At 59.8% G+C, this 23,256-nt stretch carries 19 protein-coding genes; 11 read left to right on the top strand and 8 right to left on the bottom strand.

All coding sequences use genetic code 11. The features are described from left to right. Positions 1 to 2 precede the first annotated feature (2 nt). Both C0398_03975 and C0398_03970 read left to right on the top strand, forming a co-directional pair. Positions 3 to 581: an electron transport complex subunit RsxA gene (locus tag C0398_03975; protein ID MBA4365149.1), complete on the top strand. Its 579-nt coding sequence runs from the start codon at positions 3 to 5 to the stop codon at positions 579 to 581. 7 nt (positions 582 to 588) lie between these two features. Further along, positions 589 to 1,404, top strand: coding sequence for a ferredoxin (locus C0398_03970; protein MBA4365148.1), 816 nt, complete (start codon positions 589 to 591; stop codon positions 1,402 to 1,404). An 84-nt stretch (positions 1,405 to 1,488) separates the two neighbouring features. Here C0398_03970 and C0398_03965 read toward each other — a convergent pair whose 3' ends face one another. Further along, the gene (locus C0398_03965) at positions 1,489 to 2,280 is read right to left on the bottom strand and encodes a hypothetical protein (GenBank protein ID MBA4365147.1); all 792 of its coding nucleotides are present in this window, start codon (positions 2,278 to 2,280) and stop codon (positions 1,489 to 1,491) included. 174 nt (positions 2,281 to 2,454) lie between these two features. Here C0398_03965 and C0398_03960 point away from each other — a divergent pair, with 174 nt between their 5' ends. After that, the gene (locus C0398_03960) at positions 2,455 to 4,302 is read left to right on the top strand and encodes a hypothetical protein (GenBank protein MBA4365146.1); all 1,848 of its coding nucleotides are present in this window, start codon (positions 2,455 to 2,457) and stop codon (positions 4,300 to 4,302) included. A gap of 76 nt (positions 4,303 to 4,378) precedes the next feature. On the opposite strand, the gene C0398_03955 is transcribed toward C0398_03960, so the two are convergent. After that, a complete protein-coding gene (locus C0398_03955; protein MBA4365145.1) occupies positions 4,379 to 5,437 on the bottom strand; it encodes a hypothetical protein in 1,059 nt (352 codons plus the stop codon). A gap of 79 nt (positions 5,438 to 5,516) precedes the next feature. On the opposite strand from C0398_03955, the gene C0398_03950 reads away from it, so the two are divergent. The 4 genes from C0398_03950 to kbaY are packed head-to-tail and all read left to right on the top strand — an operon-like array spanning position 5,517 to position 10,896. Further along, the gene (locus C0398_03950) at positions 5,517 to 6,869 is read left to right on the top strand and encodes a hypothetical protein (protein MBA4365144.1); all 1,353 of its coding nucleotides are present in this window, start codon (positions 5,517 to 5,519) and stop codon (positions 6,867 to 6,869) included. 10 nt (positions 6,870 to 6,879) lie between these two features. Beyond that, positions 6,880 to 8,631: an adenine deaminase gene (ade, locus tag C0398_03945; protein ID MBA4365143.1), complete on the top strand. Its 1,752-nt coding sequence runs from the start codon at positions 6,880 to 6,882 to the stop codon at positions 8,629 to 8,631. A gap of 12 nt (positions 8,632 to 8,643) precedes the next feature. Beyond that, complete coding sequence (allB, locus tag C0398_03940; protein ID MBA4365142.1) at positions 8,644 to 10,023, top strand: allantoinase AllB; 1,380 nt, start codon at positions 8,644 to 8,646, stop codon at positions 10,021 to 10,023. Positions 10,024 to 10,041: 18 nt separating this feature from the next. Continuing rightward, positions 10,042 to 10,896: a tagatose-bisphosphate aldolase gene (gene kbaY / locus C0398_03935; protein MBA4365141.1), complete on the top strand. Its 855-nt coding sequence runs from the start codon at positions 10,042 to 10,044 to the stop codon at positions 10,894 to 10,896. Between the two features lie 76 nt (positions 10,897 to 10,972). Here the strand turns inward: kbaY and C0398_03930 are convergent, their stop codons facing one another. The 5 genes from C0398_03930 to C0398_03910 form a co-directional block, all read right to left on the bottom strand. Further along, the gene (locus C0398_03930) at positions 10,973 to 12,847 is read right to left on the bottom strand and encodes a cell division protein FtsH (protein ID MBA4365140.1); all 1,875 of its coding nucleotides are present in this window, start codon (positions 12,845 to 12,847) and stop codon (positions 10,973 to 10,975) included. Between the two features lie 39 nt (positions 12,848 to 12,886). Continuing rightward, positions 12,887 to 13,453: a hypoxanthine phosphoribosyltransferase gene (gene hpt / locus C0398_03925; protein MBA4365139.1), complete on the bottom strand. Its 567-nt coding sequence runs from the start codon at positions 13,451 to 13,453 to the stop codon at positions 12,887 to 12,889. A 31-nt stretch (positions 13,454 to 13,484) separates the two neighbouring features. After that, a complete protein-coding gene (gene tilS / locus C0398_03920) occupies positions 13,485 to 14,882 on the bottom strand; it encodes a tRNA lysidine(34) synthetase TilS (protein ID MBA4365138.1) in 1,398 nt (465 codons plus the stop codon). An 8-nt stretch (positions 14,883 to 14,890) separates the two neighbouring features. After that, entirely contained in the window at positions 14,891 to 15,619 is a 729-nt protein-coding gene (locus tag C0398_03915; GenBank protein MBA4365137.1) for a hypothetical protein, read from the bottom strand. Positions 15,620 to 15,750: 131 nt separating this feature from the next. Next, on the bottom strand, positions 15,751 to 17,364 hold the full coding sequence (locus C0398_03910; protein MBA4365136.1) for a hypothetical protein: 1,614 nt from the start codon (positions 17,362 to 17,364) through the stop codon (positions 15,751 to 15,753). A gap of 400 nt (positions 17,365 to 17,764) precedes the next feature. Between C0398_03910 and C0398_03905 the strand changes: the two genes are divergently transcribed. Then, positions 17,765 to 19,570, top strand: a complete 1,806-nt coding sequence (locus C0398_03905; protein MBA4365135.1) for a peptidase M3 — start codon at positions 17,765 to 17,767, stop codon at positions 19,568 to 19,570. 176 nt (positions 19,571 to 19,746) lie between these two features. On the opposite strand, the gene C0398_03900 is transcribed toward C0398_03905, so the two are convergent. After that, complete coding sequence (locus tag C0398_03900; GenBank protein ID MBA4365134.1) at positions 19,747 to 20,745, bottom strand: hypothetical protein; 999 nt, start codon at positions 20,743 to 20,745, stop codon at positions 19,747 to 19,749. An 810-nt stretch (positions 20,746 to 21,555) separates the two neighbouring features. Between C0398_03900 and C0398_03895 the strand changes: the two genes are divergently transcribed. The 3 genes from C0398_03895 to C0398_03885 form a co-directional block, all read left to right on the top strand. Continuing rightward, positions 21,556 to 21,771 (top strand): YHS domain-containing protein, encoded by a 216-nt coding sequence (locus tag C0398_03895; protein MBA4365133.1) that lies wholly within the window; start codon positions 21,556 to 21,558, stop codon positions 21,769 to 21,771. 361 nt (positions 21,772 to 22,132) lie between these two features. Next, positions 22,133 to 22,384 (top strand): hypothetical protein, encoded by a 252-nt coding sequence (locus C0398_03890; protein ID MBA4365132.1) that lies wholly within the window; start codon positions 22,133 to 22,135, stop codon positions 22,382 to 22,384. Between the two features lie 209 nt (positions 22,385 to 22,593). Further along, positions 22,594 to 23,256, top strand: a 663-nt coding sequence (locus C0398_03885; GenBank protein ID MBA4365131.1) for a heavy metal translocating P-type ATPase, incomplete at its 3' end; no start/stop codon positions are given.

Below are 23,256 nucleotides of genomic sequence, written 5' to 3'. Positions count from 1 at the left end.
AAATGTCTGACCTGATCAAGATCTTCGTCGCGGCGTTCCTCATCAACAATATCATCCTCATGCGCTTCATCGCACTATGCTCCTATATCGGCATGACGTCCGACGTAGGACAGTCGGTGGGCATGGGACTGGCCGTAACCTTCGTCACCGTGATGGCTTCAGCCGTCACGTGGCCCATCTACCACTGGATTCTCAAGCCGAATGGGCTCGAGTTCCTCGAGATCCTGGTGTTTATCGTGGTCATCGCCGCGCTGGTCCAGCTGGTCGAGTTCTATCTCAAGAAGAGCGTCCCTACGCTCTACCATGCCATGGGCATCTATCTCCCACTGATCACGACCAACTGCGCCATCCTGGCTGTCACGTTCGATCAGATCACGAACAACTACAACTTCGTGCAGTCGATCGTCTTTGCAGTCGCTGTGTCGCTGGGATATCTGCTTGCGATGCTCCTCCTGGCGGGTGTGCGTCAGCGGCTCAAGAACTCCGCGATTCCCGCCTTCATGATGGATACGCCTATCCTGTTCCTCACGACAAGCATCATAGCGGTGGCATTCATGGGTTTCGCAGGGCTCATCAAGTGAGGTCCCGATGAGAATTGTCCTCGAAACAGCAATTGTCTCTGCCATCCTCGGTTTGCTGATCGGTATCGCCCTGGGCTTCTTCCGCGAAAAGTTCGCGGTCCCCAGTGACCCATTGGTCGACAAGGTCCGTGCCATCCTCCCTGGGGCCAACTGCGGCGCCTGCGGCTTCGCGGGCTGTGACGCCTTCGCGCTTGCGGTCGCCCATCAGACGGTCGCTCCTGACCGCTGCACCACGGGTGGCAGGAATGCGGGCGACCAGATCGCCGCACTGCTCGGCCTCACATCCAGCGCTGTCGACCAGATCGCCGTTCTCGTGTGCCAGGGATCGAAAGACAAGGCCCCTCTCAAAGCCGACTATGCAGGCATTCAGTCCTGCCGTGCCGCCAAGATAACGTCGGGAGGCACGAAGCTGTGTCAGTGGTCGTGCATCGGCCTCGGCGACTGCACCGTAGTCTGTCCGTTCGACGCGCTTCATATGGGGGACGACGGCCTTCCTCATGTGGACACGGTCAAGTGCACCGGGTGCGGGAAGTGCGTCGATTCCTGCCCCCAGAACGTTCTCACGAAGGTTTCGCGCGCCAGAAAGGGCGCAATGCCCCTCTGTTCCAATCGGAATCCCGTGAAATCGAAGGTCATCGCGACATGCAAGACCGGTTGCATCAAGTGCGAGATATGCGTCAAGTCCTGTCCCGAAGGAGCTATTCACATGGAACGCGGGCTCCCTGTCGTGGACGAGCACTTGTGCACCTCATGCGGCATCTGCGTCGCCAAGTGTCCCACAAAGGTCTTCAAGCTCATCGAGAAGGACATCCTCAGGTCCTGATTGTCGAGAACAACTCAGTCCTCATGCATCAAACCCCCTGCCGTGCGGCCGGGGGTTTGATGTTCTGGATCTTGGCACAGCGTCTCATGGCGCAGGGGTGACGTTGACCTCCTGTGCGTCGCGCACACCGCATAGCCGGCAAGCAGGCACAGACATCAGGATGCTCTTGCCCAATCCCTGTCTCGCCAATGCAGTGAAGACGTGCTCTCCGACGAGCACCCGCCCCGTGAAGATACCCGACTCTCGCCATCCCGCAACGATCTCCTGGTCCACTTCGACGGCTTCCTCGTCCCGCGTGTACCCCTTGACCACGGCAAGACGGACTCCGACGATATCTGGAGACATGACCTGTCCAGTCCGCTGCACGAGTCCGCTGAGGAGCAGGGGAGACAAGGCCTTCTTGACCGCGAGCGGGTCTCGCCCCTTGCACAGGTGTCGCAACGTGCGACGCTGGGGGATCTGGGCCAGCAGCAGCCACTGCAATGGTGTCAGCGAAGGAGGGTCTGCGAATGACAGCCTCAGCGTCAACTTCTCGTCGATGTCTGGCAAAGCAGGTGTCATTGTGTCCGCCTCAATGTGCGCCTGTCGCGCCATACTGGACAACTGGGACTCGTCCACGTGCATCGAGGGTGCCGGTATCTGTTCGTCCTCGTAGAAGGTGACCTGTCCGGTAGAGCATGTGGCCAACGCACCGGCAAGGGCTTCCACACCATGAGCACGACCATGGATCACCTCGACAATTGCCCCCGCGTCAAAATACAGCGAGCTCTCCACAGCATCGTGGTTCAGAACGAGGCGTCCCGATTTTCCACCCCTCATGATGAACAAAATGGTTTCATCGACGCTCAACCCCGATAGATCACCAGCCAATGGCATACGCGCCTCCGCATTGACGCCCGAATGTGCATCACTCTTTTCAATATTGGCATTATACTTGCTGTACCAGTCTGCACAAGCTGACCGAGCGGGGCAGCACACGGACAGGCACTGCATAGTTGCAAAACGGCGAATGGCCTGTAACATTCTTGCTACAAGGATGGTGCTCATGGTATGAGAAAACAAGCGAGAAACACTCTGACAGGACTTCTGGTATTCTGCTGCGCCTTCGTGGCCCTTGTGCCGACGGCGTGTGTTCAGGCGGATTCGTCCAGCTCGGCTGGTGCGTTTGTTGCCTCGGTGTCTATGAGTGTCCGTGATTTCTTCGTTTCGGGTCAGGCACTCAAGATTCTCGAGACTGCGACACAGGCGATCAATGACCTCGCCGTCCGGTTGTTTCTGCCTGTGTCTGCGCTGATCGTGCCAATTCTGGGACGCCTGGTGACTGGCCTCTCAGTGGCGCCTGAGCTTGTGGCGATATGGATGTTCTGGATCGTTGTCGTTCTTGCCCTTATCATCCTTGTCCTCGCTCTGCGTCCCCGGCACAACGTGCGCAAGCGCCTGCCCAGAGTGTCCCCCAGAACAGCAGGGCAGGGAGAAAACGTCATTGAGTTCGGCCTTGTGGAACAAGGCCCAAAACCGTCGCCGGCGACATCACTGGATCAACTGGCACGAACCCACGAAAAGCCGGAAACACCACCGGTGCAGGAACCGGCAGCCCAACCCGCAGTCGCCGAGGAATCATCGCATACGCGGCTCGAACCATTGTCCGTCCCTGAGATTGCCCTGGAGCCACTTGGCTTCTTCGGCGGCACAGATGCGGTGTCCACTGTAGTGCCCACCGTACCCGCGGATGCTGCCGCCACGATTGCGCCAGACATGCCGCCGCCGCTGGAGTTCACCTCGTCCGAGGCAGAATCACCTGCGGCTCAAACCGAACAGCCGGAACCCATCATGGCTGCTCCGACAGCTCCAGCCGACATCCCTTCGGAAGCTCTCCTCACTCCTCTGCAGGACACTTCCTTTGCCCAGGAACTGCCCCCAGAAACACTCCCCGAACCGTTCCCTGAACCCGACCTGAGACCTATCGGGCAGGAAGCTCCGGTCCAGCCCGTTGAGCCTGAAAGCACCGCTTCTGACACCGTTGTGCCTCTCGATCGACCCTTGCCTTCCGAAGAGCCTTCGGTAGCCGAGGGGACCCTTCAGGCTGAAGAAATCCCCGTTCCAGAGGAACCTGTCACCCTGCAGTCAGGTTCCATCGAAGAGCCAGGTTCGGCCGAGGAGATGACTACTCCGGTCCTTGAGGAAGTCTCACCTACTGAAGAGGCACTGCCAGCAGCGCCAGAAACGTCAGAAGTCGTAGCAACACCCGAGGCAGTTCCTGTTGAGGTCGTCCCTGTTGAGGCAGAAAACGAACCCGCGGCGACGAAATTGCCGGAGGCCAACCCGCCGACACCGTCCAGCGCGGACCTCCTGTCGCGACTGTTGGCCGACGAGGAATCGTTCCAGCAGACGATGGCTGCGGCTGGCGCCACAGCAAGCACCGCTGTCCCCGTACCCCCGTTCGCACCGCTTCCAGCAAGCAGGCCAGCCCCACCGCCCTCCATGTTCTCGGGCGATGTCGAACTCGACACGCTGCTGCAAGATGGCGTTGTCGCTGACGCCGGCGCGCTGGCGCAGCTGTTCCGCGGCGGGTATCGCAATCGTATCTCCAAACTTGCCGTCTCGGCCAAGGACCTGCAGAACGTGCCAGAGGAGATGCGCCAGGTGATCAAGCTCACCGTCGTCGCTCTGTCTCCCATCGAGCTGTCGATTGCCCGGGATCTGGCAATGCGCCTCGAGGCGCCGGGATTTGTCGGCGAAGCTCTGCTGGTGACCAAGAAGATGGGGTATCAGAACTACCTCACGACGTACAAGAACATCTCGAAGAACTACAAGGACGTCAGTATCGTCGAGACAGCGAGTCTCAAGGCTCCAGAGATATCGGCCGAATCCCTCGAGGATCTTATTTCCTTCAGCTAGGACCGAAGGGGCCGACGCAGTGCATGAAGAAGGGGCGCACGTGTGCGCCCCTTCTTCATGCTGAGGCCTTGAGGACCTATCTCCTTGACGCCGATACCTCGGCATACTCCTTGAGACACCACCCACATGTGACGCACGCTGCGCGCCTGATGAGTGGTATGCCGTTCTGTCCTTCCTCGATCGCGCCCGTCGGGCAGACAAGCGTGTCGAAGTTGTCTGGACGTCTGGAAAACCGGAAGACAGGTGGAGAGCCAAATGCACTGCGGACAGGGGGCTTCTGCAGGAACCCGTCGGGCACGCGTGCCCGCAGTTCATCCAGCGAGATATTGGAGGCAACATCCGCCGTCCTTCCGCGACCGCTCCTCCCGATGCGTGCCGATGCCGAAGACCCGAACGGCGACCAGGAAACCCTGCCACCACTTGCGATGAGCGCATAGCCGTCCAATTCCTCGGGGTCGATCCCGGCCAGGATCACGCCGGTCTCAGCGGTTCTCCCGTACGTCTCTTCGCAGGCCCGTTCGCCGTCGAAGACACCAAACAGGAAGACTCCCCCGATCGCGGACCAGATATCCAGAAGAGCCTCTCCCATCAGTCCATATGCCGCATAGCTCAGGACCTCCGTCCGCGTCTTTGTGGGAACGCAGTCGAGGACAGTGGCGAAGATACCATGAACGCCGGAGAACCTGTTGAGCTCGAGGCCGCGTACGACAACGAACAGGTCAGCTTCGGCAAGGCATCGTGACACGAATGCCTGCTTGATGTACCGACGCTCGGGGGTCTCCATCTTGTGCAGCTGGCGTGCGTAGGACCTCTCGGGCACCGTCAGCGACTCGTACTCCCCGGATATCATCTCGATCAGGTCGCCACGTTCGCCCAGCAGGCGTGTCAAGGCGCTCCGATATGCCTCATCATAGCCAGCCAGAGACCTTGCCGCAAGGTCGACCCGGGCCGCTCCGGACAGCGTCCGCACCGTCCGCACCACCAGGTCCGGCCGCACAGGCATGTCACCAAGCAACACAAGAACTCTCTTGCCATCGAGCCCCTGAGGCTCCATCCAGCGAAACACATCGTCGAGCGCCTGAGTCCGGGCATCGATCCCTTGTCCCAATGCTTCTATCATGACTGTCTGGCTCATGGTCCCTCCTCGTCGTCAATAGTATACATGGTTTCGCACAGGCGTCCGCGCTTTGACAAAGAGGTGCTCGCAGGGTACAATGACCAGAACAACTACTATGAACAAGCTGCTCATCAAGAACGGAACACTGCTGACCATGGGTGGCGACCGTCAGCCCCTCAAGGCTGACCTGCTCGTCGCTGACGGACGTATCAAGCGCATCGACACTGCCATCGGCCGCGGCGAACGCCCTGACGTCACGATCGACGCGTCAGGCATGATTGTCCTGCCTGGCCTGATCTTTGGTCATGCTCGCCTCGGTTTGAGCCTTCTTCGTGGTCAGACCGACCAGATCCTGGATGATGCCGAGCGCGAGAGAACGGCTCTCAGGCTTGTTGGAGGCTTTTCTCCCGAACAGGTTCGCTGCTCGGCTGAACTCGGCATGTGCCAGTCGATTCGCAGCGGCGTCACGACGCTCTTCGAAGGCGGCTCGATGCGCCACATGGATCAGATCTTCCAGGCAGCCCGCACGCTCGGGTTCAGGCTCATCGGCGGACGCCTGCTGGCCGACCGCACGCCGGATTGGCCTGAGACTCTGCGCATGTCGCTCCGCGAACAGATGTCCGACGCGCAGGCGCTTGTCCACGATATCGCAGCGAGCGGCCAGGGCGGCTTGCTGCGATATGCGGTGAACACCACGAACCCTCTCTTTTGTACCGATGAGTGCCTGACACAGGCCAAGGCTTTCGCCGATGCAGGTGGCTATCCCCTCAAGATCGTCCTGACAACGGACAAGAGCCAGATCGAGCGCATGCGCCGCGAAAGCGGCCCTCAGGAGCTGGCTTCTCTCGAGACGATGGGGGTCCTGGGAGAGCATACGTTCCTGGTCAACCCGTCGTTTGCCTCGGAGCTGGAGCAGAACGTCATCCGCAAGGCCGGCGCGCGCGTCGTCATCAACGTGACGGCCGATCTGAAACTCGGCCGCCCCCTGTCCCGCCTCCCCGAATTTGTCCGCAAGGGAACGCCGGTCCTTCCCGGGTTCGACAGTCCCGTGTATGGAGGGAGGATGGACGCCGTACGTGAGCTCGCCGTTCTGGCGACGGCGTTCAGGCCGCAATACGGGCCACAGACAATGACTCCCGAACAGGTCTTTTCCATGGTGACTGTGGATGCCGCAAAAGCACTCGGCATGGACGAGGAACTGGGAACGCTGGAACCGGGCAAGCGAGCCGACATTGTGCTTGTGGACCTTGGACGGGACATGTTCGCTCAGCCGGGAGCTCACACAAACGTATACTGTCGACTGGTCTACGAGGCGTCCACAAGCAATATAGCGTGTACGATCATCGATGGAAGAATCGTCTACCGTGATGGCCAGGTCATCGGATGTGACGAGGAGGCTCTTGTCGAACAGGCAAACACTGAGCTGGTCCGCATTCTGGAAAAGGCGTGAGGCAAGACGCATGAACCGCAAAACTCAGACAGTTCAGGAACGCATCGCACGGCTGATCGACGTCGCAGCCGGCCGCACACCGGCAGACGTGGTCATCAGGAACATCCACCTGGTGAACGTCTTTGACGGGCACATCGAGGACGATGTCGACATTGCAGTATCGGGCAGCCAGATCGCAGGAATCGGGCGATATGACGGCGTGACGGTCGTCGACGGCAAAAGCGCCTATGCTGCGCCCAGTTTTGTCGACGGCCACATGCATATCGAGAGCACCATGGTCGTCCCGGGCGAATTCGCCAAGGTGGCGCTTGCATGTGGCACCGGCGCAGTGATCGCGGACCCGCATGAGATCGCCAACGTCGCTGGAGCGCGCGGCATCCGGTTCATGCTCGAGGCCACGCGCAACTCTCCGCTGGATTTCTACTTCATGCTCCCCTCCTGTGTCCCGGCGACACACCTCGAAACCAACAGCGAGACGCTTGACGCTGACCGTCTGTCGGAGCTGAGCCACAACCCGCGAGTCCTGGGTCTTGCGGAGTTCATGAATTACCCTGGCATCCTGTTCAGGGATCCGGCGGTCCTCGCCAAGCTGGCCGCCTTCGATGGACAGCTGATCGACGGGCACGCGCCCTTCATCACCGGGCAAGACCTGGAGGCATACATTGGCGCGGGCATCTCGACCGACCACGAATGCACGACGGCAGATGAAGCCCGTGAAAAGCTGGCCCGCGGAATGTGGATCATGATGCGCGAGGGATCGGTGACACGGGACGTGAAAGCCCTGATTCCACTGCTGACCAGAGAGAACATGCACCGCATCATGCTGGCGACAGACGACCGGCACCCGTCCGACCTGCTTGCGGAAGGGCATATCAACTACGCGGTCAACCTGCTGCTTGAAGCAGGTGTCGACCTCCCGACCGCCGTACGCCTGGGCTCGCTCAACCCGGCCACCCACTACAACCTTCCTCGCAAAGGGGCCATTGCCCCCGGCTACTGGGCCGACTTCATCATCTTTCCGGACCCGCGGCACGTTCAGCCGTCATCCACCTATGCCAAGGGAGAACTGGTGGCAAAGGACGGACGCTACCTGGGCGCTGACGACGGGCATCCCTCGAGGAGCTACGGCATCAAGAACAGCATCAACATAGCTACTCCCACCTACCAGAGCCTGCGTGTCAAGGCCGAGCCGGGCAAGCAGCTCCGAGTCCTGCAGCTGATCCCCCATCAGGTTGTGACCGGCGAGCGTCGCGTCGACCCAAGAGTCGACGCACACGGCTTTGTTGTGTCGGACACCGACCAGGACGTCCTGAAGGTGGCAGTTTTCGAACGCCATCACGCCACGGGGCGCGTGGGCGTAGGGTTCATCAGCGGCTTCCAGATGAAACAGGGGGCGGTGGCCTCATCGGTTGCCCACGATTCCCACAACATCGTCGTGTGCGGCGTTGCCGACCGCGACATGCTGCTGGCCGTACAGCAGGTCGCCTTCATTGGCGGCGGCCTCGCGGTGACGGCCAACGGACAAGTTGTCGGTTCTCTCCCGCTCCCATATGGCGGTCTCATGTCCGACCTGTCCGTACCTGAGGTCGCGGCCCGCCTGGATGACCTGGGCAAGGTGATGCGCGACGCAACAGGCTGCCCGCTGGACGATCCGTTCATGACACTGGCGTTCATGGCTCTTCCGGTCATTCCAAAGCTCAAGATCACGGATTTCGGCCTGATCGACGTCGAGAAGTTCAAAGTCGTCAGTCTGTTCATCTAAGGGAGGTTTGCCATGCAGCTGCTCTTCCAGAACGCTCAGATAGCACAACCCGACGGTACGCTCCTGGCAGTCGACATGCTGGTCACAGACGGCATCATCGAAAAGTTCTCCCCTGCACGCGGTGAGCCTGCTCCTGCTGGAGTCGCCGCAACCGACCTGCATGGATTCTTTGTCATGCCGGGCGGGGTCGACGGCCATGTCCACTTCGACGATCCCGGCTTCACGGAACGCGAGGACTTCGGCACCGGCACGATGGGGGCTGCCGCGGGCGGTGTCACGACCATCGTCGACATGCCGTGCACGTCGCTTCCGCCGGTGACCACGTCCGACAACTTCAGAACAAAAATGAAGGCTGTGGAGTCCAAGGCCTACGTCGATTACGCGTTCTGGGGCGGAACGACCCCAACCTTCATCGACAGCGGCGCCTTCCGCCGACTGCTGCCGGAACTCAAGGAGCTGGGCGTCGTCGGCATCAAGGCTTATACCATCTCGGGCATGCAGACCTATCCGCGTCTCGATACGCGCCAGATGGTGATGCTCTTCGAGGCTGCACGCGACTTCAACATGCTGGTGGCGGTGCACGCCGAGGACTACTTCCTTGCCACGTACTACACCGACAAGATCATGCGGGAGGGCCGTTCGGACCCTCTGGCATACAAGGACGGCCGCACCTACGATGCGGAACCCCTCGCCGTTTCGACGGTCCTTGCTCTCGCCCGGCGCGAACACACGCGCGTCCACATCGTCCACATGTCAACATCCGCAGGAGTCGACCTTGTCCGGCAGGCCAAGGGTCAGGGCATCGACGCCACGGCTGAGACCTGCCCGCACTACCTGATGCTCAACCGGGAAGACTTTGTGCGCCTGGGCAGTCTGGCCAAGTGCACGCCGCCTCTTCGCGACCGCTACGACAACGAGGTGCTCTGGGCGGGGCTGCTGGACGGGACGATCGACTACGTGACGACCGACCATGCAGCCGGCATCTACCCACGGGAGAAGGTCACCGACAATATCTGGAATGCCTATGCGGGCATGCCTGGCGTTCAGCTCCGTGTGCCGCTGATGCTGCACGAAGCCTGCACGGTCCGGGACATGAACCTCTATAGGTTTGGCGAAATCATGAGTACCAACCCGGCAAAGCGTCTTGGCCTCTTCCCGCGGAAAGGCGTCCTTGCAGTCGGTTCTGATGCCGATTTCGCCTGCATCGACCTGAATGCGCCTTTGACCGTGCACGCCCAGGACCTCTACGCCAAGAACAAGTACACGCCCTTTGAGGGGCGCGAGCTGCGAGGCGCGGTCCGCCAGACGTTTGTGCGCGGCAATCAGGTCTACGACGGTTCGGGGTGGTTTCCTGCAGGAGCCGGCTACGGAAAATACATCAAGGCTGTCTAACCACGTGGAGGTGGCACAATGCTGGTAACGTTGAAAGAAGTCACGCAGGACGCACTCACGAACCACTACGCGGTCGGCGCGTACAACATCCACAACCTGGAATATGCCAAGGCTGTCGTCGAAATCTCGGTTGAGATGAAGGCGCCTGTCATCCTCCAGATCTCGCAGGGCAGCTCTGATTTTGCGGGGCTCGAAGAACTGAGCATGATCGCCCGTCACTACGCTGCCAAGGTTGCCATTCCCGTCGTCGTGCACCTCGATCACGGCAAGAGCTTCCTGCGGTGTGTCGAAGGACTGCGTGCCGGGTTCAGCTCCGTCATGTTTGACGGTTCCTCGCTGCCATACGCCGAAAACGTCGCCATCACGCGCCAGGTCGTCGAAGCCGCCCACCAGGTAGGCGTGGCCGTCGAGGCGGAGATCGGCAAGGTCGGCAAGTCCGAGGACGGCGAAGCTGCCGAGGCCGAGGATATGCACTACACCGCAGTCGACGAGGCAGTTCGCTTCTTCGCTGATACGCATGTCGACGCTCTGGCTGTTTCCATTGGAACGGTCCACGCCATGGCCATCCAGGCCGCCCATCTCGATGTCGAACTCTGCCGAAAGCTGCACGAAGCCATGCCGACTGTCCCGCTTGTCATGCATGGCGCCTCGGGCGCAGTGGATGAGGATGTCAGGCAGGTCATCCAGCTAGGCATCACCAAGATCAATATTGCAACCTTCCTGCAGAAAAAAGCCGCCCTCGCCGTCAAGGCGATGTTCGAGCAGAACCCGGACGCCATTGGGTTCCGGGATCTTGCAAAGCCACAGTTGCAGGCTATCAGGGATGGCGTGCGCGGCAAGATCGAATTGTTTGGCACTGCCAACCGCGCCTGAGAACGCTACGAGCGTTCAGGACAAGAAAAGGCCCCAGCCTGACGGCTGGGGCCTTGCTGATATCTCTGTGTCCGGACTATGAGGCAGGCTGCGTGCTCACCGGCGAACCAGACTGCGAAGCGGGCGCCTGAATGTGCACAGTGCTCGCCGTCAGGTCGATGACGCCCCTGAGCGCCTCTTGGAGTTCTGGCCCCTGCAACGTCTCCTTGTCCAGCAGGGTAGTCACCAGACTCTCCAGCACGGCACGATTCATCTCCAGGACTTCGGTCGCGCGGCGGTACTGCTCTTCAACCAGGCGTCTGGCCTCAGCGTCGATGGTCTGGGCGGTCTCTTCACTGTAGTTGCGCTCCTCACTGAGTTCCTTCCCAAGGAACACCAGGTCACTGGTCTTGCCATAGGTCAGGGGACCGAGTTTCTCGCTCATGCCATACGCACGGATCATGCGGTGGACGACGTCCGTGGCCCGCTCGAGATCGTTCGAAGGTCCGGTCGAGATGCTTCCCAGGAAGAGTCTCTCGGAAGCGCTTCCGCCGAGCAGGCCGGCAACTTCTCTGAGGAGCTCCTCGCTCGTGCGCATGTACCGGTCTTCTGTGGGGAGCTGCAACGTGAACCCGAGGGCCATACCGCGTGACACGATACTGATGCGGTGGACTTCTTCACGCGCGGCCAGAGCCTTGCCGACGACAGCATGCCCGGATTCGTGGTAGGCGATGCGCCGGCGCTCGTCGGCGCTGATGACTCTGGACTTCTTCTGTGGTCCAGCGATGACCTTGTCGATGGCTTCCTCGACCTCTTCCATCGTGATATCCGTCTTGCCCCTGCGGACGGCAAGCAGTGCGCTCTCGTTCAGCAGGTTCTCCAGGTCGGCTCCTGTGAAGCCGGCGGTCTCCTTGGCGATCGTGCCTAACATGACGTCAATTGCAAACGGCTTGTCCGAAGCGTGCACCTTGAGGATCTCCTCTCGTCCCTTGGCATCCGGCAGGTCGACGACAACGCGCCGATCGAAGCGGCCCGGACGCAGCAGAGCCGGGTCCAGAACGTCAGGCCGGTTCGTTGCCGCAAGGATGATGATGCCCTTATTCGCGTCAAAGCCGTCCATCTCGACGAGCAGCTGGTTCAAGGTCTGCTCACGTTCGTCGTTGCCGCCGCCGATGCCTGCGCCGCGATGGCGCCCCACGGCGTCGATTTCGTCGATGAACACAATGCATGGAGCATATTGCTTCGCCTGTGCGAACAAGTCCCTGACGCGGCTTGCGCCCACGCCGACAAACATCTCGACGAACTCCGAACCCGACACGTTGAAGAACGGCACCTTGGCCTCGCCAGAGATCGCACGCGCAAGCAGTGTCTTTCCACAACCAGGAGGTCCGACCAGCAAGGCGCCCTTGGGAATCTTGGCACCCATTGCCGAGAATTTCTTGGGGTTCTTGAGGTAGTCGATCAGCTCGCCTGTCTCTTCCTTGGCCTCATCCAGACCCGCAACATCCTTGAACGTCACGCGCGGGCGGTTGTCCATGAACAGCTTGGCCTTGCTCTTCCCAAAGCTGAACACCTGGTTGTTCTGGCCGCCCTGCATGCGCTGCATCATGAAGAACCAGAACCCGATCAGGAGCACAAACGGCAGGACATTGACCAGCAGCGTCAGCCAGATGCTCGTCTGCGCCTTGTTGAAGTCCCCCTGCACACCCTTCTCGACCAGCAGCGGATACAGGCTGGCGTCATACAGGGGCGCGATGGTCGTGAACTTGGTGCCGTCCTTCAGCGTTCCCGTACCGGTCTGGACAACGTCCGAAATCTCGAACTTGACGTCCTTGACCTCTCCGGCCTGAACCCTGGCCACGAAATCGGTATATGTGAGTTGCGCCGGCTGGGCCACAGCAGGCCTGAACAGCGAATAGGCGCCCCATAGCACGGCAAAGAGAAGGGCCCATCCGATGAGCTCTTTCAGCAGATTCGGGTTAGAGCCTGCATTCTTCTTCTGGTTGGCCACTTATCCTTTCTCCTCTTTTCTCTTCTCGTAGACCTCGGATTTCAGGACACCGACGAATGGCAGGTTCCGGTAGTTCTCGTCGTAGTCCAGCCCGTAACCGATGACGAACTTGTTGGGAATCTCAAACCCGCAGTACTTGATGTCCACGTCCACCTTTCGGCGCTGCGGCTTGGAGAGGAACGTGCAGATCTCGATACTGCTGGGGCCCCTCGTCTTCATGAGATCGATCAGCGCCTTCATCGTAAGGCCTGTGTCGACGATATCCTCGACAATGATGATGTCGCGGTGCGCCACGTTGGCGTCGACGTCACGCGTGATCTTGATGACGCCCGTGCTATCCATGTTGGTGCCGCCATAGCTGCTCACGCCCATGAAGTCTACCATGACGTGAACAGGCACCGAGCGGATGAGGTCGGACAGGAACACGACGGCGCCCCGCAGAATGCAGATCATCAGCGGGTTCCTGCCCTCGTAGTCACGTCCTATCTGCTGCCCCAGCTCGGCTGTGCGTTTCTGGATTTCCTCGGTCGAGACCAGAACTTCTAGTATATCGTCTCTCATGTCCATGTATTCTACCCCGCTCCCACTGTGAGACAACTTAGCACTGTGAACTATAGTATACAATGCGCAGGAAGCGGCGCGACTCTGCTGTCACTACTCCTGTGGCGCTGCGGGCAAGGGCGGGCACCCAGATGATGCCATCTGCATCGCACACCACCGGCCGCCGCGCCCGGAGCACCCGGTCTACCTTTGCGTCGACATACAGGTCCTGCAGCTTGCGTCGATGTCCCCCAAACGTCGTCATGCGGTCCCCGGGCCGCGCGTGGCGTACCGAGAGCGGCAATCGCACTGCGTCGAGGTCGAACCATACTTCCTTCGGACCAACGTCCCGAAGGTCCGACGGAAGGTCCGCAGGCGTCTTCCCCTCGAAGGTCAGGCGTCTCCGGAACCAGTCGACTGTTGTGGGGAACGTTCCTATCTCCTGTGGTTCGAGGACACGGCCGGTAAACGCGGCGCCGTAGACATAAACGTGCTGGTAACCCACCTCCAGCGTCACACGGTCATCCAGCGTTACGCGCATGCCCGTCCTGCCGCTCCGTATAGCCTGAGTACTCCGCGTCAGCCGTTCGAAACTGGGACCGACGCCTGACGTCGCAAACACCTCCTCGAGCGCATATTGCAGTAAGGGGTCAGGCAGGCTCACAAGTGCCGCCTTGGCAAGGCGCAACGCGCCTGGATGCCTCCCGTCGCCCGCTTCCAGGATCTCGATGTTGTCCGTCACCTGCTCGGTCTGCCGCTCGAACAACTCACATGCGGCACGTGCGATGTTCGCCGTTCGGGAGACGGCCGTCTTCGCGGCAGGAAACCGACTCTCGATCAGCGGGATCACGCTCGCGCGGAGGAAGTTCCTCTCATACCGCGCATCCGCATTGGAGGAATCCTCGCGCCAGACGAAACCCTGCGCCCTCAGCCAGCTCTGAAGCTGTTCCTTTGACACTGCGAGCAGCGGATGGATGAACATCCCTGTCCGAGGTGCGATGCCCGCCATCCCCCGCAAGCCGGTCCCTTTGAGAAGCCGGAACAGGACCGTCTCCGCCTGGTCATCCCGCGTGTGAGCCGTGGCAATGCACGCAGCTCCCGTCGTGAGCGCCGTCGTGCGAAGAAAGCGAAGCCGCAGCTCCCGGGCTGCTTCTTCGCGGCCGAGGTGGTGTTCCAGAGCATACGCACCCACATTGTCAGATCCTGTTTCAAAGGGCACGTCCAGCGAACCTGCCAGTTCCCGCACAAACGCCTCGTCCGCATCACTCTCGGCACCGCGGAGCTGATGGTTGAAATGGGCGCAGATCACGTCGAGATGACAGGTTTCCCGCAGCGAGCAGAGAAGGCGCAGCAGCGCGACCGAATCCGACCCGCCCGAAACGGCGACGACCACACGGGTACCAGGGGCCAGCAGCTCAAGGGAGCTGCAGTATGACCAGACGTCGTCCTGAAGCATGAGCCCGATCAGCCGTCAGCAAGCAGTTCGCTGAGCAGTGCCTCGACCTCGCGACTTCGCCTGCCCGCATGGGTGAACGCTTGCAGGCACTCGATGGCCATGGCATGCCTCCCCCAACCATTCATGATCTTAACCGCACGCACAAGGAGTCCGGGGTCGTCTGGTCGCAGCGCGATCGCCTTCTGCAGGAACATCGTAGCGCGTTCCGTCTCGCCTGCCGCACCCAGAGCCATCGCCAGGTTGTAGTAGCAGACAGGAGCGGCCCCTGGGAGAGCGATGGCACGGGCCAGCGCTGCTATCGCAGCGGACGTCCTGTGCTGGGCAAGAGCATTTGTCCCCTTGTGATGCCAATAGATGTACTCGGATGGGGCAAGCTCGGCTGCCTGGGCGAACTCGATCCCCGCCTGCTGGAGGCGACCGGCATTGTGCAGCACCAGGCCGTAGCTGTTGTGCAGAGATGCCTCATTCGGGAGTCTAGCCGTCAGATCGGCGAGGATCTCGATGGCCTCATCGTTCAAGCCGCAGGCACTCGAGGCAACGGCAAGGTTCTTACGCGTCACGTCATCGTCGGGCAGGACGTTCGAGGCTTTGACGAAGAAGACACGCGCTTCTTCCCACCTGCCCTGGCCGTACAGGTACCTGCCGTACGCATTCAGCGAAGCACAGTGACGGACATCCTCGTTCTCCCTGGGCTCGTCGATCACCTCTGGTTCAGCACCTCGCGGCCTTCGTGTCATCTCAACCTCCCTCTCCATGTCCAGCGTGCCCATGACGCAGGCGCAGCTGCCTTCGCAGCACGCATTCAGCCTCTGCCGCCACAGAGTAGTTTAGTGCAAATCGACAAACTCACAAAATCACGGCGTGAGCATCAGCTCTTCTTGCCAACGCGCGCGAGGAGCCTGCGGCCCATCCTCAGGTAGCCCGTCGCCTCGTCTTCCCGCAGGAGCGCCGTCACCATCATGTACGAGGCGAAACTGACAGCGATGAGTGGCAGGATGTGGATTCGGGCCTGCAGGCCGACAATCATGGCAGCCATGATCAGTGTGCCTCCACCGATCTTCAGCACGTCCCGGAATATCAGGGTATAGTCGACCGCTCCATACATGCGCCGGTACACAAGATACATAAGCGTCATGCTCACAAAGGCGGCGATCGACGAGGCAATGGCAAGCCCGTACGCGCCGAGATGAAACACGAAGCCAAACAGGTAGTTGAGGGCGACGTTGATCCCCAGACTGGCAACGCTGACAAACATGGGGGTCATGGTATTGCGCCTGGCATAGAAGAGCCTGGTCTCGATGTATTGGACCGAGCTGAACAGCAGCACACCCATGTACCCCTGCAGAACGCGCGCCACGAGAGCCGTGTTTGCCTCGCTGAAGGCTCCCCGCTGGTAGATGACACGGACAATGGACGGGGCAAGCAGCAGCAGGCCGGCCACGGCGGGCACGACGAAGAACAGGATACGCTGGATGGAGCCACGAGCCAGTCGATAGGCCTTCGCCACGTCGCTCGTGGCAAACGCCGAGACGATGTAGGGATACGACGACTCCGCAATCTGAACCGCCCAGACACCAAGTGGCAGAAGGTAGATCTTCTGAGCGTACCCCAGCGAAGCAATCGAGCCTTCGGGGAGGAAGGAAGCCATCGTCCGGTCGATGAGAATCAGCAGCATGTCCGTCGCCGAGCCGATGAACAGAGGGCCAGCTTGTTTGAGCAGCGACTTCACCCTGGGGTCCCAGTGACCGTACCGCGGCAGGATGAACCACTTCTCACGAATCCCGAAGTATGCCCAAAGCGCAAGCGCTGATAGAAGCTGCGCTCCGGTCTTGAGGATAGGCAGTTCCATCTGGCGCGCGCCGAACAGCAGTCCGCTGATGACGACCATATTCATGAGGACGTCGCCGAACGACAGCAGGACGAAGTCCTTCTTGACGGCCAGCGCCGTCTTCATGGTCGCCGAGATGACGACAATCAATGACAGAGCTGCCATCCACCGGTACGTGTACTCGGCGTAGACTTCGACGTCACCCTTGAACCCGCCACTGAACAGCGTCACGAACGTGCGTGGGAAGACAGCGACCGCCGTGAAGAGAACCAGGCCGACAATCGAAAACAGGCCAAACACGGAGCTCAGGAGACCACGGTAGTCGCGTTCGCTCTGTAAGCGAGCGTGCGTCAGCTCGGGGACAAGTGGAATCGAGATGGGAGACGTGACGAAGCTGACGATGTTCAGGATCACACTCTCGACGAGCTGGGCAACGTCCACGATGTAGGTGGCACCAAAGATCTTCGCCACAAGGATGTCCCGCAGAAACCCCAGCACCTTCGAGAGGAATGAGCCCGAGACCTTCCAGAATGCCGCCTGACGCGGGGTATTCTCGGGTCGCTTCGCCGCAACCCTCGAGATCGTTTCACCATCGTTTTCCACAGTCAACACTCCCTTCGGATCAAGCATGCGCCCCGTCTTCGTGCGCTGCATCAGTATAGCTGCGTTGTGCCCTACCGCCACCTCACATCTGTAACAGGGTGTAACAGTGTAACAGGGGACAGCCGTAGTTGTTGTAACATTCTCGGGACGGTTCCAAGACTGTTACGCTCTCGCTGCACCCGTTAGCAAGAGGACTGGATTCCCGCATGCGCGGGAATGACGGATGTAACAGTGTAACAGGGGACAGCCGTAGTTGTTGTAACATTCTCGGGACGGTTCCGTTTTCTCCGAGACTGTTACACCTTGACTGAACCCTTCAACAAAAGGACTGGATTCCCGCATCCGCGGGAATGACGGAGAGGACGGCGGGAATGAGAATTGGAGCATTGAGGCGCCGGTATTGTGTGATATCATAAGGTGTCCGAACAAACATACCCTTAAGGAGGAATCAATGAAAGCAGCGAAACTGGGGTCGGAGAACGTCATATGGGACCTGAGTGCCCTGTATGCGAGCCTTGACGATCCGCGCATCGCACGCGATATGAAGGCGGTACGACGGGACGCCACCGCCCTCGCTGCGAAGCACCGCGGCAGGGTCGCAGCCGGCAAGGTCACCCCGGCTGAACTCAGGAAGTTCATGGTCGAAGAAGAGCGTATCAGTTCCGCGACTGGCCGGATCGGCGAGTACGCCGAACTCATGCTCACGACCGACAACCTGGACGAGGGCGCCAAAAACCTGGTCATGAAGGCACAGGAACTGGGCAGCGACATTGCCAATACGCTCGTGTTCTTTCCGATCGAACTGGGCCAGATGGACGAGGCAATCTTTGCACACCTTGTCGCCGACAAGGCACTGGACAACTACCGCCACTACCTGCTGTTCCTGCGCAAGCGGAGAGAACACCTCCTCAGCGAGAAAGAAGAGATGCTGCTCAGCAAGCGAGACCTGACAGGCAAGCTGGCCGTTCAGCGCATCTACCAGGAGCTCACGAGTTCGTTCAAGTACATCGTCACCGTGAAGGGCGAGCGCAAGATCATGAACGGCGAGCAGATCCGCTCACTGCGGCAAAGCACCGACTCGCGTCTGCGCACACGTGCCATGAAACAGTACTTTGGCAAGTACGCCGAGAACAGCCTCGTCATTACCAACGTCTTCGACACCCTGCTCAAGGACCACCAGATCGAGTGCGAGCTGCGCCACGTGGACGAACCGATGGGCATGCGCAACCTGGAGAACGAGCTGGACGCAGAGATCGTCAACACGCTGTCCGACGTCACCAGGGACAACGTCGATATCGTCGAGCGGTACTACACCCTCAAGGCGCGCCTTCTGAACAGCAAGAAGCTTACGCTGGCGGACATCTACGCGCCCATCAGTGCCAAACCCCACACATACACGTGGAACGACTCCAAGACTATCGTCCTGGATGCGTATGCCAAGTTCGACCGGCGGGCACATGACATCATCCAGGAGTTCTTCGACAAGAACTGGATCGACGGCCGCGCTCTGCCCAACAAAACGGGTGGAGCCTTCTGCACCTTCAATCTCCCCGGCGCGCATCCGTGGGTCATGCTCAACTTCACCGGGACCAGCCACGACGTGGAGGCCATGGCGCACGAACTGGGACACGGCATGCACGGCATCCTCTCGGCCAAGCAGACTGCGGTCAACCGCGACCCCATTCTGCCCCTCGCCGAGGTGGCCTCGGTCTTTGGCGAGATGCTCGTCACCGACTACCTGCTGGGCCGCATGAAGGACCCCGAGGAGAAGATCGCCCTCTACTGCTCCAAGCTGGAGTCGGCCTTCGCCACGACCTTCCGTCAGAACATGTTCCACCGGTTCGAGACGCGTACGCACGGCCTCATCGCCGACCATCAGCTGTCCACCGATGAGCTCCGCTCCATCTACCACGAGGAGCTGGCCAACATGTTTGGCGATTCCGTCTCCATCCCCGCACACTACGACATGGAATGGACCATCGTCCAGCACATGTTCTTGTGGCCCTTCTATGTCTACGCCTACAACTTCGCGCAACTCGTCGTGCTGTCACTGTACCAGAAGTACCTGGAGGAAGGCGAGAAGTTCAAGCCCGTCTACTACCGCATCCTTGAGACAGGCAGCGCCATGACCCCTGCCGAGATCCTTGGCTTGGCCGGCATCGACCCACGCGACAAGGCCTTCTGGCAGAAGGGCTTCGACTTCATGCGCACCCGCTGGGTCGAGCCCCTCGAGAAGCTCGTGTCTGAGCGCAAGTAGCACGACAAACACCCCGATGTCATCGACATCGGGGTGTTGCAACAGGGGAGGTCGGGCTGCGAATGTGCCTTGCCGCGAGAGTGTTACACTTTTGGAACCGTCCCACAGTGTAACACTGTTACAGTTCGGGACGGTTCCGTTTCTGTAACAGTCTCCAGTAACGGCTGGCTTCCCCCCTACTCCTGATGCAGGGCCAGGAAGCGGTCGATGAGAGTTGCCGCCTCGGCTCGCGTTATTGGGTCATCCGGTCGCAGTCTCCTGATGCCCGACTCCAGTGTTCCGACCGCGATGCCACGGGCATATGCCGCCGACGCCTCACGCCAGCCGAACGCATCTTCGGCCACGTCCGCGAACGGCAGTTGAAGCGACCCCACATCCCCTGCGGGCGCCATCAGACACACGATGAATTGTATGCGCGTCATCGGTCTCGACGGGTCGAAGCGTGGACCTGTCCATGTCAGCGAGGCCTCGTCCAGTGACGCGGCAAGTGCCATGATGGAAGGGTACGCCCAATGGCGCGGAGTCACGTCTGCCCACCGCACCGTTGTTCCGGCGGCACGTTGAAGTCCGCGGGCGCGGGCGACCAGGGCAGCACCTTCGGCGCGGGTGACGAGACCCTGTGGCCTGAACAGGCCGTCAGTGTAGCCAGTGACGATCCCCAAGGACAGCAGGCGTTCAATAGAGATGCGAGCAAAACTCCCAATGATGTCCTTGAAGGCAGGAGACGCGCTACCACTGGACGCACCGACGCCGAAAGACGTTGAAGCAGAGTATGGGAGCGCAGTATGGCTTGTCAGGGAGAACATCACCGTGTAGGCACCCTCGTGGGCATCGGTCGGCACCTTCCATGTTGACTCCTGAACGAGGCTCCCGCCGCCTGATACCGAAAGGGCGCCCATCACATCAGCAAACAACCGTCCTTTGGACCACCGGAAGAGGACGCCACCGCCGGCCACCGTGAAGTCGAAGCGCTGGCTCGACGTGAATGCGAACGTCAGTGCATCAGAAGAGTCGTTCTTCAGCCGGTATGTCAGCCGGACCGTATCGCCCGGAAGATAGACGGTCTTGTCCGTCGATACCGTCGAAGTCACGCCGCCAGCGCAGAGCGCCGTTCCCGGAACGACCAGACAGAACGCCAAAAGTCCTGCCAAGCCAAGCGCAACATATCGTCGCATGTCTTCACCTCCTGTCCCTATCGTACCATGTTCCGTAGATTAGACGAGAGACGCTCCCGTGGTGTTCCTCACCATGATGGCTGACAAGCGGGAACGCCACGACCTGGCAAGGGCCGGAAGCAGCTATTGAGGAAAGACAGACGATAGAGTGACTGGTGGACCCAGTAGCCCCCGGTTGGAACCTTCTGCTCGTAGAATTGTCTAGACTCACCAAAAGATTGTTGAGCAATCCAAGAACGAGAGCGGCCATGAGTCCTCAAGTGCTGCACTACCAAGACCGGGGATGACCTAGCACCATACTCGAACACCGGGATGCCTTCCCCGTGCTCACTACCTGAGTCCCTAGAACCACTACTCAGGTGCTATAGATATCTCACTCCAATACTCGATCCATGTGTCTCGAAGAAGGGTTCTTAGGATCTTCGCCCGCCGCTTGAGACACGTGCAGCGCTTCAGGCGAATTGGCTCAAGGCGGGACTGAGTCAATGGATGTTTGGGTGCTATCAGGGCTGAGCTGCAAAGCGTTGGGGCGATGAGGTGAGCAGTAGCAGACCCGGGGCTGCTTCGTAAGAATAGCCGCACCTACTGAAGCATTAAGAATCTTGCTTTGTTCACCATTGTTTATCTGCTCGTGCTACAGTTAAATATTGCATACTGTGGTGTGACCGGAACGAATCCTGTGTGTAACTGAACCATATTCCGGTATTGCGTTGTATGTTGCGCTGTGCGCGGGGCAGGTGATTCGATTCAGGCTTGGTGGTCTCAATACCGATGTCCTGTCAGGTTGGCTTGTGAGCCAAGGAGGCTACGATGAGCAAGACGCATGTTAACGAGTTCGATCCAGTCTGTGGCATGTTGCTCAAGGACACGAACGAAGTGAAAACCGAGGAGTTCGAAGGCAAGACCTACGGCTTCTGCAGCCAGAAGTGCAAGGACTTGTTCCGTGGAAATCCCAAGAAGTACATCGAGAACCCGGCATCGCACAAAGGAATGCCAGCACCCAGAGAGGTTCCCGAGAAGCACTAACACTGACTTCCTCATCACGATGAACGCCGAGCGGCTCGGATTCCTCCGAGCCGCTCTTTGCGTCGGGGCCGTGCTGAACATCTCGACTTTGGGCTTTGCCCGCAGAGATGTTGATTTTGGTGTGTCGACGGCAATTGGAGCGATGAGTGAGAGATCCCGCCAACTGGAGGTACATCATGTTATGACTACTCACATGTCTGCTGCTTTCATGGTTGTCCACGTATTTGCGCTATGGTGAACGCATCCCGACTGGCGTGTGACCGGGCAGAAGACGTGTCGAGTCAGCTCGACCGGGTGTCACGGTACATGCGGGCGATACCCTGCAGGTATCCTGCGGGGTGACGCGCTATTGTCCTCATCGATGCGAGAAGTGGGTTCGTCAACCCAGGAGACTCTGATGACCAAGACTTGTTTCAACCAGTGGGATCTAGTTTGTGGCATGTTGCTCAACAATTTCGAGGCCGAATACACGGAGGAGTTCGAAGGCAAGACCTATGGCTTCTGCAGCCAGTGGTGCAAGGACTCGTTTCACGGGAACCCCAAGAGGTATATTGAAATGCCCGGCTCACACAAAGGCGTGCCGACACCCAGGGACGCCCCCGAGAGGCACTAGCGGATTCTTCTCCATCGTCCGAGGTTGCCGAGCGCGTCGGGAAATCCGAACCGCTCTGGTTATTGGTGTGCATCTCCGTTCGGGCGTTGCTCGCGCTTCACGTCGTGCCATGGTTCCACATACTCACTATGTCTGGGGTGCGGACACGTTGAGTATCTGGGTCTTTGGCCTAGACTGGGCATAGTTCGCCAGACAAGCGGAGGCTTCACATGGATGACCATGAGCACACGCATCACGACCTGACAAGTGACGCACACGCCATGCATCAGGAAGGACACGACCACAACATGCACGAAGACATGGCGCATGCTGAGCATGTGATGCCGGGTGGTCACACAGAGCACAACGAACACCAAGGGCATGACCACCACGCTCACATGATCCGTGACTTCCAGAACCGATTCCTCGTCTGTCTCGTCTTGACTGTCCCGGTTCTGCTCCTTTCGGAGCCCGTGCAGATGCTGCTGCACCTGGGCACGAAGCTGCAGTTTGCCGGTTCGACGTGGCTCCTGTTCGCACTGTCGGCATTCATCTACGTGTACGGTGGCACGCCCTTCCTCACAGGGATGTTCGAAGAGCTCAAGGCCAGGACCCCCGGTATGATGACCCTCATCGCGATGGCAATCACAGTGGCCTTTGTCTACAGCGCCACGGTCTCGCTAGGTCTTCAGGGCATGGTCTTCTACTGGGAGCTGGCGACGCTGATCGACATCATGCTCCTTGGCCACTGGCTGGAGATGAAGTCGGTGATGGGGGCCTCCCGCGCGCTGGAGAGTCTGGCACGTCTCATGCCCTCTGATGCACACGTGATCATGCCCGACGGCACGGTCATGGACCACCCGGTTGCGCACCTTGCGGCTGGGGACCGCGTG

It is taken from the genome of Coprothermobacter sp. (genome assembly GCA_013824685.1).
GTDB lineage: Bacteria > Caldisericota > Caldisericia > Cryosericales > Cryosericaceae > Cryosericum.
Note: the sequence above shows the minus strand (reverse complement) of the source record. Positions and strands in the feature narration are given on the sequence as shown.